This window comes from Grimontia marina (assembly GCF_900060185.1).
Classification (GTDB): Bacteria; Pseudomonadota; Gammaproteobacteria; order Enterobacterales; family Vibrionaceae; genus Enterovibrio; species Enterovibrio marinus.
Genome location: NZ_FIZY01000045.1, coordinates 25,007 through 39,874 on the forward strand (window position 1 = coordinate 25,007; position 14,868 = coordinate 39,874).

The window sequence follows — 14,868 nt, forward strand, 5'->3', positions numbered from 1 at the left end:
CATGGACACAAACATGTTGATTGGTAAAAGCATAGAAGCTGGCCAAGATGCGAAAGAAACCATACTGAACCCAAGAAATGGGGAAACTATCATAGAGCTGCCGGAAGCCTCCAGGGATCAAATTGATCGCGCGGTCTTCTGGGCAAAAAAAGCCTTCAGTCAGTGGTCCCGCACAACCCCTGCGGAGCGATCAGCGTGCTTACTGAAAATCGCCGACCGTATCGAAGCCTCCGCGGAAGAATTTGCGCGACTTGAATCGCTCAATTGCGGGAAACCTTATGGTGCGGTGCTCAATGACGAAATTCCTGCCATTGTTGACTGCTTTCGCTACTTTGCGGGCGCAGTAAGATGCACAACCACCACAGCAGCCGGAGAGTATCTGGAAGGGTTCACTTCTATGTTACGCCGGGATCCAATCGGTGTTGTCGCTTCAATCGCGCCATGGAATTATCCGTTAATGATGGCCGCATGGAAGCTGGCACCCGCAATTGGTGGTGGTAATACTGTTGTGTTCAAACCTTCAGAGCAAACACCCCTCACCGCGCTGCATCTTGTGAATATACTTGCCAGCGAGTTACCTGAGGGTGTCGTCAATGTGGTGCTTGGCCGGGGTGAAACTGTCGGGAATGCCCTTATCAATCACCCTGACGTTGATATGATATCTATTACTGGTGATATCGCGACCGGCAAGAAAGTGATGGAAGCCGCGAGTAAATCCGTAAAACGAACACATCTAGAATTAGGTGGAAAAGCGCCTGTTATTGTGTTTGACGATGCGGATATTGACCTCGTAGTCGCCGGTCTCAAAGACTTTGGCTACTACAACGCCGGACAGGACTGCACGGCAGCCTGCCGTATTTATGTCGGTGACAGCGTTTACGAAAAATTAGTGGCTGACCTCAGCGCCGCCGTTAGCACTATCCAATACAATAATGAAGATGACGAGACGAATGATATTGGTCCGCTCATCTCACTGCGCCAGCGAGAACGCGTCGCCAGCTTTGTAGAGCGCGCTTCCAACCAAAAACACATTGAAGTTGTGACAGGTGGGAAAACACTTCCGGGGAATGGCTTTTACTATGAACCCACTGTCATCGCTGGTGCGCTGCAAAGTGATGAAATCGTCCGCAAGGAAGTCTTTGGGCCTGTGGTCTCGGTGACACGTTTTTCAGATGTTGAAGACGCAGTATCTTGGGCGAATGACTCAGATTACGGTTTGGCTTCTTCTATCTGGACACGTGATGTCAGTAAAGCCATGGCAACGGCAGCAAGGCTTCAATATGGCTGCACTTGGATAAACACCCATTTTATGTTGACCAATGAAATGCCCCATGGCGGTATGAAACGCTCGGGTTATGGCAAAGACATGTCGATGTACGCCTTAGATGATTACACCGCCATAAGGCATGTGATGATTGCACACTGAGTTAACCTTTTTGCGAAACCCATTGATCACCTCCTCCCCTCGGGTCCTATTTGGTCAATGGTTTTTTTTCTTGGGGTATGTTGACCTTTGGAGCGAGGCACAAGTGCCTCGCTCACATTGACCAAAAACAACATGCGTACGATTGTTTCAACACAGCAATTGTGTTTTTTCGTCACAAAGTAGCATTGTGAATAAACACTTAACTGCTTAGTTTTAAATTTGTTGCCGCCAGATTCAAGAGGTTAACCGTCATGGTTAGAATGTTCTCCGCTGCGTTAATACGTAGTCTGTTCTCCGCCACCGTCCTGATAGCAACATCTTTCTCAGCGCTCGCTAACGAACTCCCAGTAGTCAACGTCGGGGTACTAAAGTTCGGTACCATTAACTGGGAAATGGATGTCATCAAACGTCACAAGCTGGACGAGAAAGCCGGCTTTATCCTTGATATCACACCCTTGGCTTCCAAAAATGCGTCCTCAGTTGCTCTACAAGGCGACGCTGTCGACGTTATTTTTTCTGATTGGGTTTGGGTCAGCAGGCAACGTGCAGCGGGTAAAACCTATACCCTTTCCCCAACGTCTGCCACCTCGGGTGGCGTGTATGCCGCTTCGAATTTAACCCTTTCTTCTCCCTGTGATATCAGCGGAGAAACACTCGGGATAGCGGGTGGTGCAGTCGACAAAACCTGGCTCCTTTACCAAGCCTATTGCGAAACCAAAGAAAACAAAGCGATCAGCGAGTTGACAGAGCAACAGTTCGTTGCGCCTCCACTGCTCAATAAGCTTCTGATGCAAAACAAAGTCCCGGTCGGAATCAACTTCTGGCATTACGGCGCAAGGCTCAAAGCAGCTGGATTCCAACCCGTTATCAGCCTCGATGAAATCGTTGAAGGCTTAGGGATCAACACTCAAGTACCTATGCTTGGCTGGGTGTTCGATGAAAAGTGGGCGAATGCGAACCCATCCCTTGTGTCAGCGTTTTTGAAAACATCCGCAGAAGCGAGAGCATTACTACGCGCTTCGGATGATGAATGGGATGTTATACGACCGCTCACCAAAGCGGAGAATGACGAGGTGTTCAATGCGCTCAAAACCGCTTATCGCAATGGGTTCTCAGGGACTTTCGGCGACGAGCAATTGAAAGCGGCCGCCCAGATCTTCGACATTCTCGCTAAAGAGGGGGGGCCAAAACTCGTGGGTGAATCAACCTCACTGAGTGACGGCACCTTTTGGCTACAACCATAGCCAAAGACCAAAGAGGATTTGCTGACGAGTGCGCTTACCGGGCTACCAACGCTATCTCCTTCCGAGCCTACTGCTGGTATTCTGGCAGTGGTCAGCGGTGCTGGTTAACAGCGCCGAATACCCAACACCCGTTCAGGTCTACAACGCTTTTGTCTTTGAACTGTTCAATGAGCAAATGCTCTCTCATCTTGGCATCACACTTTGGCGGGTATTTCTGAGCTTCATCATTTCCATGGTACTTGGGGTGTTCTTCGGCATCATGATGGGGCGATTTCCAAAGCTCAATGAGCTTTCGGATCCGGTGTTGATTCTTGCCCTCAACATCCCAGCTCTTGTGACAATTTTGCTTTGCTACCTGAGCATTGGTCTGGTGGAAACCGCGGCCGTTACTGCCGTAGCGCTGAACAAGATCCCCACCGTTGTTGCGATGATCCGCGAAGGGGCGCGGGTGATTGATAATGACTTGATGGATGTTGCCAAGGTGTTCCGCCTTCCCCCAACTAAGCGCTTTTTTAACGTCTTCCTACCCCAGCTTTATCCCTACATCATGGCTTCCGCACGCACCGGGCTTTCACTTATCTGGAAAATCGTGCTGGTTGTAGAGCTGTTAGGTCGCAGCAATGGTGTTGGATTCAAGCTGCACACCATGTTCCAGTTTTTCGATATTGCCGGGATTCTTGCCTACACCTTTGCGTTTGTGACCGTGATATTCCTGCTCGAAGCATTGATTTTCCGCCCGCTCGACAAAGTCGTCTCAAGGGGGCGGGCATGATATCCATTACGCTCAATATCGAAGGTAAGCGCTTTGGTTCAGAGGCTCCAGTTCTAAGCACACTCAAAGCTCGCGTTAAGCCAGGAAGAATCACCGCCATTGTCGGCCCCTCCGGCTGTGGAAAATCCACCTTGCTCAACATGATTGCTGGACTGGAATCATCAGGCAAAGGCGAGATCATCTTTTCCGGCGTCTCAGGTGATGAACCAAAGGTTGGTTATATCTTCCAAACCCCAAGGCTTATGCCCTGGCTCACCGCTAAAGAAAATCTGGAGTTGATATGCGGGACAGACAACCCCGCCATCCAAGAGACTCTTGATGCAATGGGTATTATCGACAAACTGGATACCTACCCTTCCCAACTTTCCGGCGGTATGCAACGACGTGTCAGTATTGCCCGGGCTTTTGTGTATCACCCTGATCTTTTGCTGCTGGATGAACCTTTCACCTCATTAGACGTCCCAACTGCCGAGCTACTCAGGAAACAACTTATCGACCTTTGGCAACACCAGCAATCAACCATGATGTTTGTTACACACGATCTTCGAGAGGCCGTTTCTCTTGCAGATGAAGTCTGGTTTCTAAGCCGACCTCCGACAACAGTCATTCATAGAATGGAAATCGACCAGCCCAGTGGACGCTGGCTTGGCAGAGACGACGGCAGAAAACGCATTGATGACGTTGTTGCAAACCTGTTCTCAGTGCATCCCCAGATACTTTCAGGAGAGCTGGACGCCGGGGCATAAAAAAGCGGGCATCAATTACATGCCCGCTCATACCTTCGCAAAGTGGTGTTGCTCAGTTTTTGGCGAGTACTGGCCTACAAGTACTCTGTTCACTGGGGATCATTCCCAGCATCACATTTCCCGCAGGGGGTTCATTGTAGCCAACAGGCTCAGAGACCGCCGGATAGGTGAGTTCTAACTTCTCCGGCACTTGCTGACTGTCAGGGTTTTTAATGCCTTTCGAGGTATGGTAGTCGTCCGTGAACACACCGTATTCACCGGGTTGCATCTTATAGGTCACGGTTTCTGTCCCAAATCCTGCATTGGCCAGATATTTGTTCGGGTCGTTCCAGGAACGCCCATCAAGATTGGTATAAAACTTGATGTCGAGAAGCACAGCATCACAGAGCGGCGTCACTTCCTCATATTGCGTGGGCCAACCCGCACCGCCTGCCGTATCAGGGTAACGTCCCCAATCTCCACCTTTAAGCGGACATGCCCCACCCCCACCAAATACAGCCCGGTTAGGATGGTGAACACCATAGATTGGCAAACCAATGGCCTCTCCTTCACTCCCGCCAAGTAAGTTAAACCTTGGCGCCATGGTCACTTCGGTTTTTAGCTTGTCTGTATCAGTTAAAGACGCGTAATACGCACCATCAGGCCTGACATACTGGTGATCTGCGTTATTGAGATTATCGTAAACGGCCGTCAAAAAAAGGTAAGGCTTGTTGAAGAAAGTACGCTCAACCAGATAGTACTCCACATGAGTTTTTGAGGTATCAATCGCTTTCCACTCAACAAAAGACGTATCTTTTCCTTCCTGCCCAACATTCACCCAGGACTTAGCATCGGGAAAATGATCGAGCCTGAGCACGTTGAGGTAGTTTTCCTTTACATCAAGCCCCGCTCTTTTACCGAGAGGACCTATTTGATTGGCTGCATCCTGGCTAAATGCAAAATCCATTACTTTCTTTGCATAAGGGAAGTCGTTACCAGACATGGTGCAATACCAGTTTGAGAGGTCGATTGGCTCATGGTTGGCGTATTTGCCCTTGAAGATGGGGTGGGTAATGGGAACATCGATGTAATTGAGATTACCGCTTTCGCTCAGTTTTTCATCGGGGTATTTGTACCCAGACCAACTTTCATCCTCCAAATAATAGCCGTATTCATTGCCGATTTTCTTAACGGCTTCTTCCGCATATAAATCACTTCCGGGCTGAATTCCCTCGGCGTTTCGCCGCCGGTACAGCCTGACATTCCCATTTTCCTGTACACGCCAAAGACCATGTTTGCCCTCACCAATCATGGTAAATACCTGTTCGGCAATATTCACAAACCGATAGGTCGAATTGGTGTTCATGTATCCCATGTAAACGGGAAGATGGGGGATCTGAGAATGTGTTCGGTTTGGACGCCCTATGCCAAGTAAAACTTTGACGTCATTGTCCGCCTTAATATTTTGATCACTGGTGTAAAAAAACGGATCGTTATGGGTCAGATCTGTTAAGTTCTCAACTGCCAGTGCTGCGGCTCCGTAAGAAAGGTACGCGACGGCAGCAAAGGCTGGTTGTGCTAGGGATAACTTCATGTCCTTCTCTCCCTAAAGTCCTATTTCTAGTGATAGTTACCATCGTCTCTAGAACAACTTCCTTTGTCCGCAGGCATAAGCCAGTCCCGAATCATCCGTCGAGAAAGTGATTGTTGAGCCTTTCGGGAAGAACAATACGTCACCGACTTCTCCTTTAACCTTCTGGTTACCATCAGAAAAATAGATGTGTCCATCCAAAATCACTTTGCTATCGTCATAGTCGTAGGTGTAAACAAGAGGGTTACCCTTTTCAATTTTGAAGATACCGCAGGCAATAGGCGCATTGGGATCAGCAGAACCGACAATATCTTCAAAATAGGCGTTCACGCCAGGCTCATTCATTGACGCTATTTGCATTGAGGGCACATCTTTGAATATTTGAAGGCTCTTGCTATCAGACGGGACCTTTACTCCATGAGCTTGAACATTTGCAGCGACAGCAGTCAGACATAACGTCATGATTACTCTTATTTTCATAATATTCTCCAGTATTAAACATGCACTTTAATATGCTTTTTATTTCATAATCTATTGCCATTTAAACCGTACAATAACCTATATAATTAAAAAAATTACTCGTCAAGTAATAAATTACCTAATAAGAAATTACCCCTTAATTTCCGATACTTCATGCTAATATTTCATTCTCCTAATCTTCTAGATGCCGCTTGAGGACGAATATGGAAAAAAACAACTTCGGCGAGCGTTTAAAATCCTTGCTTAAACAACAAAATAAAACTCAGGCTGAAGTTGCAGCGGCTATCGGCACCTCTATCCCTTCGGTGAACCGCTGGACCAAAGGCGGACAAATTGAATATGGCAATCTAAGAAGCCTTGCTGACCATCTGAAAGTCAATTGGATATGGTTGCGATACGGTGATGAAGCCGTAGAAAGCGTCCAGCAAATCTCGCACGACGAATCCAATGCCAAAGACATGCGTAGAGAGTACCTGAACCAGATCATGGAAAGTGAAGCGCGCATGAGGCAAGCCCATGAAATGGCAGATATTATTACTTGGGAATGGAATGTTCTGACAGGTTCAGTTGAGTGCTCTTCCAATGCTGCTGATTTTTTTGGTGTCGAGGATAATAACCTCCCCAATTGTATGCTTCCCTATGCTGACATGGCCCTTGAAGAGCTTTTACATGTGTTTGGTGCAGATGAACCACACTCCTGGGATTTCTCTTCAGTTACATCAGAAGGCATAGTTAAATGGTTTAATTCAAAGGCAAAGCTATACTTCGACTCTTCAAATAGGCCGACAAAAGTCATTGGTATATGCTCTGAAATCACGGAAAGGAAAGAGGCAGAAAAAGCGCTTGAGAAGAAAGAACTACTGCTGAGACGTATTCTGGAATCTATCCCGGTAGGGTTTTGGGGAACAGATGAAAAAGGCGTCATTAATCTCACCAACCCAGAAGCCGAACGCATTTGGGGAGGCTCCACCTTTGCCAAACTAGAGCACTACCAGACGACACAAAGTTGGAGCACCGAAGATGGCCATTTACTCAAAGCTTCTGAGCGCCCACTTTCAATGGCAATAGAGAATAAGCAGGCCATAGACCCTAAAGTCATCACCATTAAATCTCTCGATGGCAACTTCAAAAAGATCATTTCCTATGCCGCACCCATTTATAACAGCCATAACGATTTTCTCGGCGCATTTGAAATAAATCAGGATGTCACGAAGATAGATATCGAGGAGCGAAAACATCTAGAAGACGACATCTACACCCGTTTATTTTTGAGTGAAAATGAATATGGCATCTTGTTAATTAAGAATGAAAAAATCATTAAAGCTAATCAGTTTTCCAAAATACAGTCTGGGAAGAAGCTTTCCGATCTCAGGCACCTTAACACCCTTTTTTCTGAAGAAACGACCAGCGAAATTATGGCTTGCATCTCCAGTAACGAAACGCCGAAATTTAATATTACCGGTTCGGAAAAGTCGGGGGAAAAGCAGTTCTCTATCTATTTGTCGTCCTTACGCCATGAAGCTGACCAATATATTACTGTTGTGTTTTTTGAAACGGGCTTAGTCGCCCACGAATAAAGACCAGTCATGGTATGATCGCTTTTACACTCACATCTTGCAATAATGCCACTCTTATCTTATTGCCCGGTGGAAATCAAAATGGCAAAGACGCTGACTCAGGAACGCATTGCTGAAATCCTGAAATTCGACGTAGACCAACGTTACAAATATATGGTGAAGGAAGTGGTCGAAAACCGCGAAATCTGGATCCTGACTGATGAGCACGGCTGTGTGATGCTCAACACCGAAGACGAAGATTGTGTACCAGTGTGGCCAAATGAAGAGTTCGCACAAGAATGGGCAACCGGTGAGTGGGAACACTGTAAACCTGAGCCAATTGGCCTCAACAAATGGCACAGCCGCTGGACTAACGGTCTTCTGGACGATGAGCTTTCCATCGTTGCCTTCCCAAATACCGATCTGGAAGGTGTGGTGCTGTTCCCTGATGAATTTGACTTCGATCTGATCAATCAGGCGAAAAAGCAAAAGCGTTAGGGTCTGTTGACCTTTGTCTGACAGTGTCATTAAGAAGAGCGGGCAATGCCCGCTCTTTTATTTACACCTCTATTTTTGCAGACCTGCAAATTTATCAGCTCAATTTCACTGGCTTCACATGGGTGTGATCCGCCAATACATTGATGGCTGAAGCTTTAAATAACGGATTTGCATCCAGTTCTTCAAACAGCCATTTGCAGCTGAATACCATCTTAATGGCATGCACTTCCGGCACTTTGCGGATTCCGCTGGCAATGTCTGCCCAGTCGATAGCATTCACGTATGCCAGCGTATCTTTATCCAATGTCGGCAGGGCTTTCGGATAACCCTTCTCGATGTATAGACCGGTTAACCATATCCAATAGCGTTGCCATAGTTCAGCCAGCAAAGGACGATAACCATTCCCTTCTGCCAGTACACGCTTGGTGATGTCTGCCAACGCCTGGAAGCTTGTAACGGCATGAAGCGTGGTCAACGCAGGTTCATACAGGTACAAACCGATCGCCCTGTCGCCAATTTCACGCATTTTGAGCTCGATGTTTTCTTCCGTAATAAAGAACTCATCTGCTACCGAAATATCATGAAGCGCGGTATCTGAGCAGAGCATCTCGCAAATTTGCAAGCTACCACCGAAACGGGTGATTTCAGGTTTGGCAGCATGCACTTTCAGCCATTGCGCTTCTGCAGTAATAGACTGTGCAGACATATCAATGCGCGGCGGCAACATGCGCTTGTACATATCTTCAAAGCGGATCGCCCAGTACGCTAAGGCATCTGCAATCAGCCCTTTGTCGCCATGCATAATGGCAAAGCTCAAACGGATCACCGGGTGAAACAGACCCATTGGCAGCGCGTATTGCAGCTTTTCAAGTACTCTCAGATATTCGGGTAATCCCGTAGTGCTTTCAGGTTGCACTTGAAGGCGGTGAAGTAACCCACATCAAACCGCACCAATGTCGGTAGCAATCGCCAGTCTGCTTCGGTAATGGCATCACCTAGCAAGAACGCTTGTTTGTTTTGCTGGTGTCATACCAATCGGTGCGCCAAACACCGTCTACCAATAAGCCCATTGCCGTGCCTCCAAGCTGTGTAATTTGCTGATGGGCTAACAATAGGTGTTATTGAGTTGAGGAAAAACAGTATGAAAATGAAATGATTGCTCTTCAAATTAGAACAATTAAAAAATAGAAAAGGCCCCTTTCGAGGCCTTGGAAATGATGGTGAATGTTATTCTGGCTTTTTCGTTTCGCTGAATACTTCGAGCTGTGCCTTCAAGCCTTGAGCTTCAAGGTTAGACACAAGTTCTGTCAACTCAGCGCCAGATGCTGCTTTCAGTACCACAACGCCACCTGCATTTGAAATCAGTGAAAGATTATTCACTTTCGCCAAAGATTCTGCCGCGGCTTTGTCAGCCTTGACCAGAATGAGTCCGCTGGTCTTGTGGGTCACCAAGCCCGTTGCATCCGTCAGTATTTCCCCGGCATATACCTTTGGTGCTTCTTCATAGCCGAAGAGACGGAAAAGTAAAAACGCTTTTGGGGTATTCTTGTAGAAGGTTTTCCCATTGATCACAACCGCTTCACCCTGAGGTGCTAAAACAGCCAGTTCTCCCGGGTCACCTGCCGCCAAAGCAGGAGCAGAAATCAGCACAGTGCTAAGCAAAATTGCTTTGAGTTTCATCGTTATTCTCTCCCTTAACCTTGATGACCGATGACGCGGATAGACCAGTGATTCAAAACACCGTCAACGCTGTTGTTCCTGCGAGGGAAGTAATATTCCTCGGCTTCATTCTTACGGTTACGCAAGATCCAGTAATCAAATTCATTACTCACATCGGTAACCCGAATTCGCCATTCACCCGAGGCAGGCTCGCCGTAGAACTTGTGACTCAGCATCAAGTGATCGCGGTAACCACGGCTTTCTTCACCGACCTGCTGACCAACACCCTGAAGCAGTGAACGTCCAACCATGCTGTTACTTGGTGACATCAAAACACTGCTGGTCCCTGAAGGAGAAACTAGCTCGATCAAGAGATCACTGGTACGTTCGTGATCAATGTCGATTTTGACCTGCACAGATTCCACAGTGAGGTTATCATCAATCACGATGCCATTGCCTACCGCTTCGTTACCCGCATCCGGTACAACAACGTCTGTCGTCTCAGATTTCCACTCGGTCAGTTTCATTGGAGGTAATGCCTGATAAAGGCGCGCTTCAAACATCGCTTTGTCGACATCAATCAGACCAAAACCATAGTAAGGGCTGTACTCATATCCAGCGGCATTTTTGGACCAACCTTCCAGACCTACCACAGCTTTGTTTTCACCAGTTTGAGAAACATAATTGATCACTGTGTCTACATGTGCTTTATCCACTTTTGTGGCGGTTTTCGCGAGGATGTGGCGAATATCACGTTGCGACAGATCTGGGCGGACGGTCATTATCAACGCAGCAGCACCTGAAGCATTGGGCGCTGCCGAAGACGTTCCGTTCATCACGCCGTTGTAATTACAGTTCGGATCTTCAGCTGTACCACCGTGAAGGCCGTTTCTGTCAGCTTTCTCGGTGGTGTTATAACCACGATCACAGCCAGTCAGGTCAGTCGTGACATGCGCAGGCTTGTCACGACCGAATTCACCCGCTGGTGACGTCAAGAACACGTTCGCACCAACAGAAGAGTAGGAAGCAAGCAGACCATCAGCATTCAGGGCACTGACGGTCATGTTCCAGTAGTTTGCGTTATTGTGGGAAAGGTTACTGTTTTGCCAAGGCAGCCCTTGGTTTGGTGCGTCTGCAGTATCGTAATCTTTCGGCAATATGCGGTAGATTTTCTCTCCCAGCATGATAGAAGTGCGGCCAAATCCATTACCTGCTGACTTCACATAGAGTGCACCTCGCCCTTGATGCGCCGTAGTGCTTTGTTCTTGGTAAACCGCGTCCTGTGTAGCTAGAGACAGATCGTTCTCTAGATCAAATGGTCGGCTGAACAGCACGTTGCTACCATAACTTTGGTTGAAGACACGCGCATCTGCCGAACGCGAATCCGCTCCGTGTGCAATCAGCCAGCTTTCCAGTGATTGCTCCTCAAGATAATTGAAGCCTTTAAGTCCAGCTCGTGGGGCCACGCCGCGAATACCTTCATTGTTGTTACCCACGGCAGCAATAATTCCTGCCACTGAGGTACCATGCGATGCATCAGGGTCCCAAGGTGTCGGGTCGTTGTCTTTGTTGACGAGATCCCATGAACCAGGTTTAACATTTGCCGCCAAATCAGGGTGGGCGATTTCCAATCCGTCATCAACAACGGCGACTGTCACGCCCTGTCCCTGATAACCAAAAAGGTGTGTTTGCCAAGGGTTAAGATCGTATCCTGTGCGACCACCATTTGCAGAAAATGCAGCCTGACCATTGTTTAATAAATTCCACTGATGTTCGAGAAGAGGATCTCCCGGAATTAACCAGCGGTTTTCATAAAACCTGTCAGTTGCAGACGCTGCCCCTGAATAAGCTATGGCAGAGCCAATTGTTAGCGCAATAATCCGTTTTTTATTCATTATTATTCCCAAAAAATAGATAACAAGATTGAGCAATTAATCAACGCTCGTTTTTATTAATATATTATTGAGAGGAATGAAGGAATGCCGAGATAGTGATGTAGATCGCACAATTATATCCAGAAAAAATAACAAATGTTAGTGAGTGATAACTAATTACACATAGGATTGGTTTCCAACAGTTTTCGTTACAGTGCTAAATCAAGCCTATAAAGGCAGAACTTATCTGGATTCTAAGCTTCTAACCTGTGAACCGCAGTGGATATAACCCCATAGAAAATGCATATATATTTATACACCTCGATTTCATTGAGATAGAAAAAGACGTTTGAAGTAATATTTATTTGAAGGTGATAAAGAGAGTTTATCTTATAGGAAAGAAAATAATAGGGGCCTCGCCCTCTTATTTCCTTTCCATTAATACCATGACTTCAGTATGTTCTGTATGAGGGAACATATCAAACCACTGCAATCTTTTTAAAAAATAATTTTTTAAATCGTCAATGTCATTTTTCAGTGTTTGCGGATTACAACTGGAATAGATAATGTGCTTGGGAGCCAACTCGCCAAGTTGTGCCACCAACTCTTTACCCAAGCCTCGACGAGGCGGGTTGACCAGCACCAGATCAGGTGCACTGTCTTGTAGCAGCGAGAATTTCGCCGAATCGAGCGCATCAAAGTTGAGGTTGGTGATTCCCATTTCTGCCGCAGAACGCTTAGCGCTCGCAATGGCTTCCGGCTCGATTTCAATACCGGTTACTGACTCGGTCACCGACGCGCAATGCAAAGCAAAACCACCGACGCCACAGAACAAATCCCACATGCGTTTTGGCTTGAGTTCTCTTACCCATTCACGCGCCGTCACATAGAGTTTGGCAGCGACTTCAGGGTTGGTCTGGAAAAAGCTTTTCGGGCGCACCACCAACGGCACGTCGTTGAATTGCTCGATAAGGTGTTCATTTTCTGTGAGGAAGATTTCCTCATCGCCTTCAAGACGCGCCATGTGCACAGGCTGCAAATTAACCGACACCACACGGATTTTCGGAAACGCCTCGCGCAGCCTCGCTAAGTTTGCCTCCAAACGCGGCATAGCTTCACGGCTGCGCATCACAAGTCGCAGCATGAACTCACCAGAATGTGCCGAGCGGGTCAGCAAAATGTATTTAAGCTCGCCTTTCTTTTTTGCTTTGTTATAAGGCGGAATACCGGAGGTGCGAATCCAATCTTGCAGGTAATCCAGCAATACGGTCATGTCTTCGGTGTAGAGCGGGCAATGGGTCAGGCTCACCAGTTCAAGGTTATCCCCCGACTTTACGTCTGCACCCAACACAGGTTGGTGCGCTGCACCCAGCACCACCATCTTGGCTTTGTTGCGACAGCCCGTTTCTTCGCTCAATACCGGCGGTAACCACTGCTCTGGCTGTCGGTTCTCAAACAGGGCTTTCAGCGCGCTGTCTTTGTCAGCAACTTGCTGGGTGTAAGGAACACCCCTCAACTCGCATGAACGGCACTTGTGCTGATCGAAGAATTTGCAATGCATAACGCTCTACCGCAGAAAAGAAGAGAGAGTCTAAGCATCCCGACGAAAATGACCATTCGCGTTATTACTCGTTAAAATCGAATATATTGATGGTAGAAACCAGACACATTGAAGCTCGGTTCAAGCATGGGAAAAATGCCTTTTTTCTTGAGTTTATCCCCGCGCTTCAGGAATACTGGTCTCACAAAAATCCACTGATTAATGAGCACACTACTGATGAAAATAGATCTCACCCGACTGGTCACAGAAAGCCGTAACGCTGCAAGCGCAGAAATCGACAAACTTTCCACGCTGGAAATGCTCGAAGTGATCAATCAGGAAGATCAAAAAGTGGCGCTCGCGGTTAAACAACAACTCCCGCAAATTGCCCAAGCTGTTGACGCCATCACGGAGGCGTTCGCAAAGGGCGGTCGCCTTATCTATATGGGGGCAGGCACATCAGGCCGTTTGGGTATTCTGGATGCAAGTGAATGTCCACCAACTTACGGCACCAAGCCTGAACTTGTGGTGGGTTTAATAGCTGGGGGACATCAGGCCATCTTGAAAGCAGTTGAGAACGCCGAGGACAATGTTGAGCTGGGCAAACAGGATCTGGTGGATTTGAAGCTGACCGCTAAAGACGTAGTGGTGGGAATTGCAGCCAGCGGCCGCACGCCTTATGTGCTAGGTGGAATGCGGTACGCCAAGTCTGTCGGCGCAACCGTAGCCGCCATTGTTTGTAACCCTGTATGCGCGATGTCAGATGAAGCAGATATCTCCGTCATTCCTGTTGTAGGGCCTGAAATTGTTACCGGCTCATCAAGAATGAAAGCAGGAACGGCGCAAAAACTGGTGCTGAACATGCTGACAACGGGCGCAATGATCCGCAGTGGCAAAGTGTATGGCAACCTGATGGTGGACGTCGAAGCGACCAACGCCAAATTGGTGCAGCGTCAGGTCAACATTGTCGTCGAGGCGACAGACGTAGGCGCTGATGAAGCGGAAGTCGCACTTCAAGCATCTAACCGCCACTGTAAAACAGCAATTTTAATGATTCTGGCAGGTATTGATGCCAAAGAAGCAGCAGCACGGATCGAGAAGCACAACGGCTTTATTCGTCAAGCGCTTAAGACATAAACCAGATAACCGTCAACAGCATTTTTTACTGCTCTATACCCAAGTTAACGATGATGTGTCTTCGCTGCTTCGGTACCAAGGAGCCGCCTCTCTCCAAAAATGCCTTCACAGACACACCGGGCATAAGTCTCAATATGCATACACAAATAAACCCAATATGCCTGATAATTTAGGCACTAAAGGGTATTTGACACTCTTCTATGTAAACTATCAAACTGAATTCTCTGGCTAAATAGCTGTTCCTAATAGTAGATCTCAAAGATAAGAGAAACTCAGTCCGCTTTGTGCGATCTGATCAATCGCCAAACCGAAACATACCGACAAAAGGACTGAGTGATGGCCATCATAGCACCGATACCTCGTGGC

13 protein-coding genes and 1 pseudogene are annotated in these 14,868 nt (G+C 47.4%); 7 read left to right on the plus strand and 7 right to left on the minus strand.

What is annotated here, in order from left to right:
- Position 1: 1 nt before the first annotated feature.
- The 4 genes from GMA8713_RS19195 (at position 2) to GMA8713_RS19210 (ending at position 4,188) form a co-directional block, all read left to right on the plus strand.
- A complete protein-coding gene (locus GMA8713_RS19195) occupies positions 2-1,426 on the plus strand; it encodes a gamma-aminobutyraldehyde dehydrogenase (RefSeq protein WP_062713285.1) in 1,425 nt (474 codons plus the stop codon).
- 251 nt (positions 1,427-1,677) lie between these two features.
- The gene (locus GMA8713_RS19200; protein ID WP_062713287.1) at positions 1,678-2,670 is read left to right on the plus strand and encodes an ABC transporter substrate-binding protein; all 993 of its coding nucleotides are present in this window, start codon (positions 1,678-1,680) and stop codon (positions 2,668-2,670) included.
- A 28-nt stretch (positions 2,671-2,698) separates the two neighbouring features.
- Positions 2,699-3,442, plus strand: coding sequence for an ABC transporter permease (locus GMA8713_RS19205; RefSeq protein ID WP_062713289.1), 744 nt, complete (start codon positions 2,699-2,701; stop codon positions 3,440-3,442).
- Entirely contained in the window at positions 3,439-4,188 is a 750-nt protein-coding gene (locus tag GMA8713_RS19210) for an ABC transporter ATP-binding protein (RefSeq protein ID WP_062713291.1), read from the plus strand. The genes GMA8713_RS19205 and GMA8713_RS19210 overlap by 4 nt, the downstream gene beginning before the upstream one ends.
- 52 nt (positions 4,189-4,240) lie before the next feature.
- Here GMA8713_RS19210 and GMA8713_RS19215 read toward each other — a convergent pair whose 3' ends face one another.
- A complete protein-coding gene (locus GMA8713_RS19215; RefSeq protein ID WP_062713293.1) occupies positions 4,241-5,761 on the minus strand; it encodes a hypothetical protein in 1,521 nt (506 codons plus the stop codon).
- A gap of 48 nt (positions 5,762-5,809) precedes the next feature.
- Positions 5,810-6,238: a cupin domain-containing protein gene (locus tag GMA8713_RS19220; RefSeq protein WP_232314493.1), complete on the minus strand. Its 429-nt coding sequence runs from the start codon at positions 6,236-6,238 to the stop codon at positions 5,810-5,812.
- Between the two features lie 203 nt (positions 6,239-6,441).
- Between GMA8713_RS19220 and GMA8713_RS27785 the strand changes: the two genes are divergently transcribed.
- The gene (locus GMA8713_RS27785; RefSeq protein ID WP_198159545.1) at positions 6,442-7,815 is read left to right on the plus strand and encodes a PAS domain S-box protein; all 1,374 of its coding nucleotides are present in this window, start codon (positions 6,442-6,444) and stop codon (positions 7,813-7,815) included.
- An 81-nt stretch (positions 7,816-7,896) separates the two neighbouring features.
- Positions 7,897-8,292 carry a DUF2750 domain-containing protein gene (locus tag GMA8713_RS19230; protein ID WP_062713296.1) on the plus strand — a complete coding sequence of 132 codons (396 nt, stop codon included), beginning with the start codon at positions 7,897-7,899 and terminating at the stop codon, positions 8,290-8,292.
- A gap of 94 nt (positions 8,293-8,386) precedes the next feature.
- Here the strand turns inward: GMA8713_RS19230 and GMA8713_RS19235 are convergent, their stop codons facing one another.
- The 5 genes and pseudogenes from GMA8713_RS19235 to rlmC form a co-directional block, all read right to left on the minus strand.
- Positions 8,387-9,136: a questin oxidase family protein gene (locus GMA8713_RS19235; protein WP_232314494.1), complete on the minus strand. Its 750-nt coding sequence runs from the start codon at positions 9,134-9,136 to the stop codon at positions 8,387-8,389.
- Between the two features lie 35 nt (positions 9,137-9,171).
- Positions 9,172-9,297: pseudogene (locus GMA8713_RS27445) on the minus strand (glutathione S-transferase C-terminal domain-containing protein); the annotation flags it as partial.
- A 222-nt stretch (positions 9,298-9,519) separates the two neighbouring features.
- Complete coding sequence (locus GMA8713_RS19240) at positions 9,520-9,972, minus strand: serine protease external chaperone (protein WP_062713298.1); 453 nt, start codon at positions 9,970-9,972, stop codon at positions 9,520-9,522.
- A gap of 14 nt (positions 9,973-9,986) precedes the next feature.
- Positions 9,987-11,846, minus strand: a complete 1,860-nt coding sequence (locus GMA8713_RS19245; protein ID WP_062713300.1) for a S8 family serine peptidase — start codon at positions 11,844-11,846, stop codon at positions 9,987-9,989.
- Between the two features lie 403 nt (positions 11,847-12,249).
- Complete coding sequence (rlmC, locus tag GMA8713_RS19250; RefSeq protein ID WP_062713302.1) at positions 12,250-13,386, minus strand: 23S rRNA (uracil(747)-C(5))-methyltransferase RlmC; 1,137 nt, start codon at positions 13,384-13,386, stop codon at positions 12,250-12,252.
- A 216-nt stretch (positions 13,387-13,602) separates the two neighbouring features.
- Here rlmC and murQ point away from each other — a divergent pair, with 216 nt between their 5' ends.
- Positions 13,603-14,502 carry an N-acetylmuramic acid 6-phosphate etherase gene (gene murQ, locus GMA8713_RS19255; RefSeq protein WP_062713304.1) on the plus strand — a complete coding sequence of 300 codons (900 nt, stop codon included), beginning with the start codon at positions 13,603-13,605 and terminating at the stop codon, positions 14,500-14,502.
- Positions 14,503-14,868 lie beyond the last annotated feature (366 nt).

Excerpts from the sequence above, each read along its gene's own strand:
- GMA8713_RS19195 (WP_062713285.1), top strand. The coding sequence starts at position 2 with ATGGACACAAACATGTTGATTGGTAAAAGCATAGAAGCTGGCCAAGAT.
- GMA8713_RS19200 (WP_062713287.1), top strand. The coding sequence starts at position 1,678 with ATGGTTAGAATGTTCTCCGCTGCGTTAATACGTAGTCTGTTCTCCGCC.
- GMA8713_RS19210 (WP_062713291.1), top strand. The coding sequence starts at position 3,439 with ATGATATCCATTACGCTCAATATCGAAGGTAAGCGCTTTGGTTCAGAG.
- GMA8713_RS19215 (WP_062713293.1), bottom strand. The coding sequence starts at position 5,761 with ATGAAGTTATCCCTAGCACAACCAGCCTTTGCTGCCGTCGCGTACCTT.
- GMA8713_RS19220 (WP_232314493.1), bottom strand. The coding sequence starts at position 6,238 with ATGAAAATAAGAGTAATCATGACGTTATGTCTGACTGCTGTCGCTGCA.
- GMA8713_RS27785 (WP_198159545.1), top strand. The coding sequence starts at position 6,442 with ATGGAAAAAAACAACTTCGGCGAGCGTTTAAAATCCTTGCTTAAACAA.
- GMA8713_RS19230 (WP_062713296.1), top strand. The coding sequence starts at position 7,897 with ATGGCAAAGACGCTGACTCAGGAACGCATTGCTGAAATCCTGAAATTC.
- GMA8713_RS19235 (WP_232314494.1), bottom strand. The coding sequence starts at position 9,136 with ATGGGTCTGTTTCACCCGGTGATCCGTTTGAGCTTTGCCATTATGCAT.
- GMA8713_RS19240 (WP_062713298.1), bottom strand. The coding sequence starts at position 9,972 with ATGAAACTCAAAGCAATTTTGCTTAGCACTGTGCTGATTTCTGCTCCT.
- GMA8713_RS19245 (WP_062713300.1), bottom strand. The coding sequence starts at position 11,846 with ATGAATAAAAAACGGATTATTGCGCTAACAATTGGCTCTGCCATAGCT.
- rlmC (WP_062713302.1), bottom strand. The coding sequence starts at position 13,386 with ATGCATTGCAAATTCTTCGATCAGCACAAGTGCCGTTCATGCGAGTTG.
- murQ (WP_062713304.1), top strand. The coding sequence starts at position 13,603 with ATGAAAATAGATCTCACCCGACTGGTCACAGAAAGCCGTAACGCTGCA.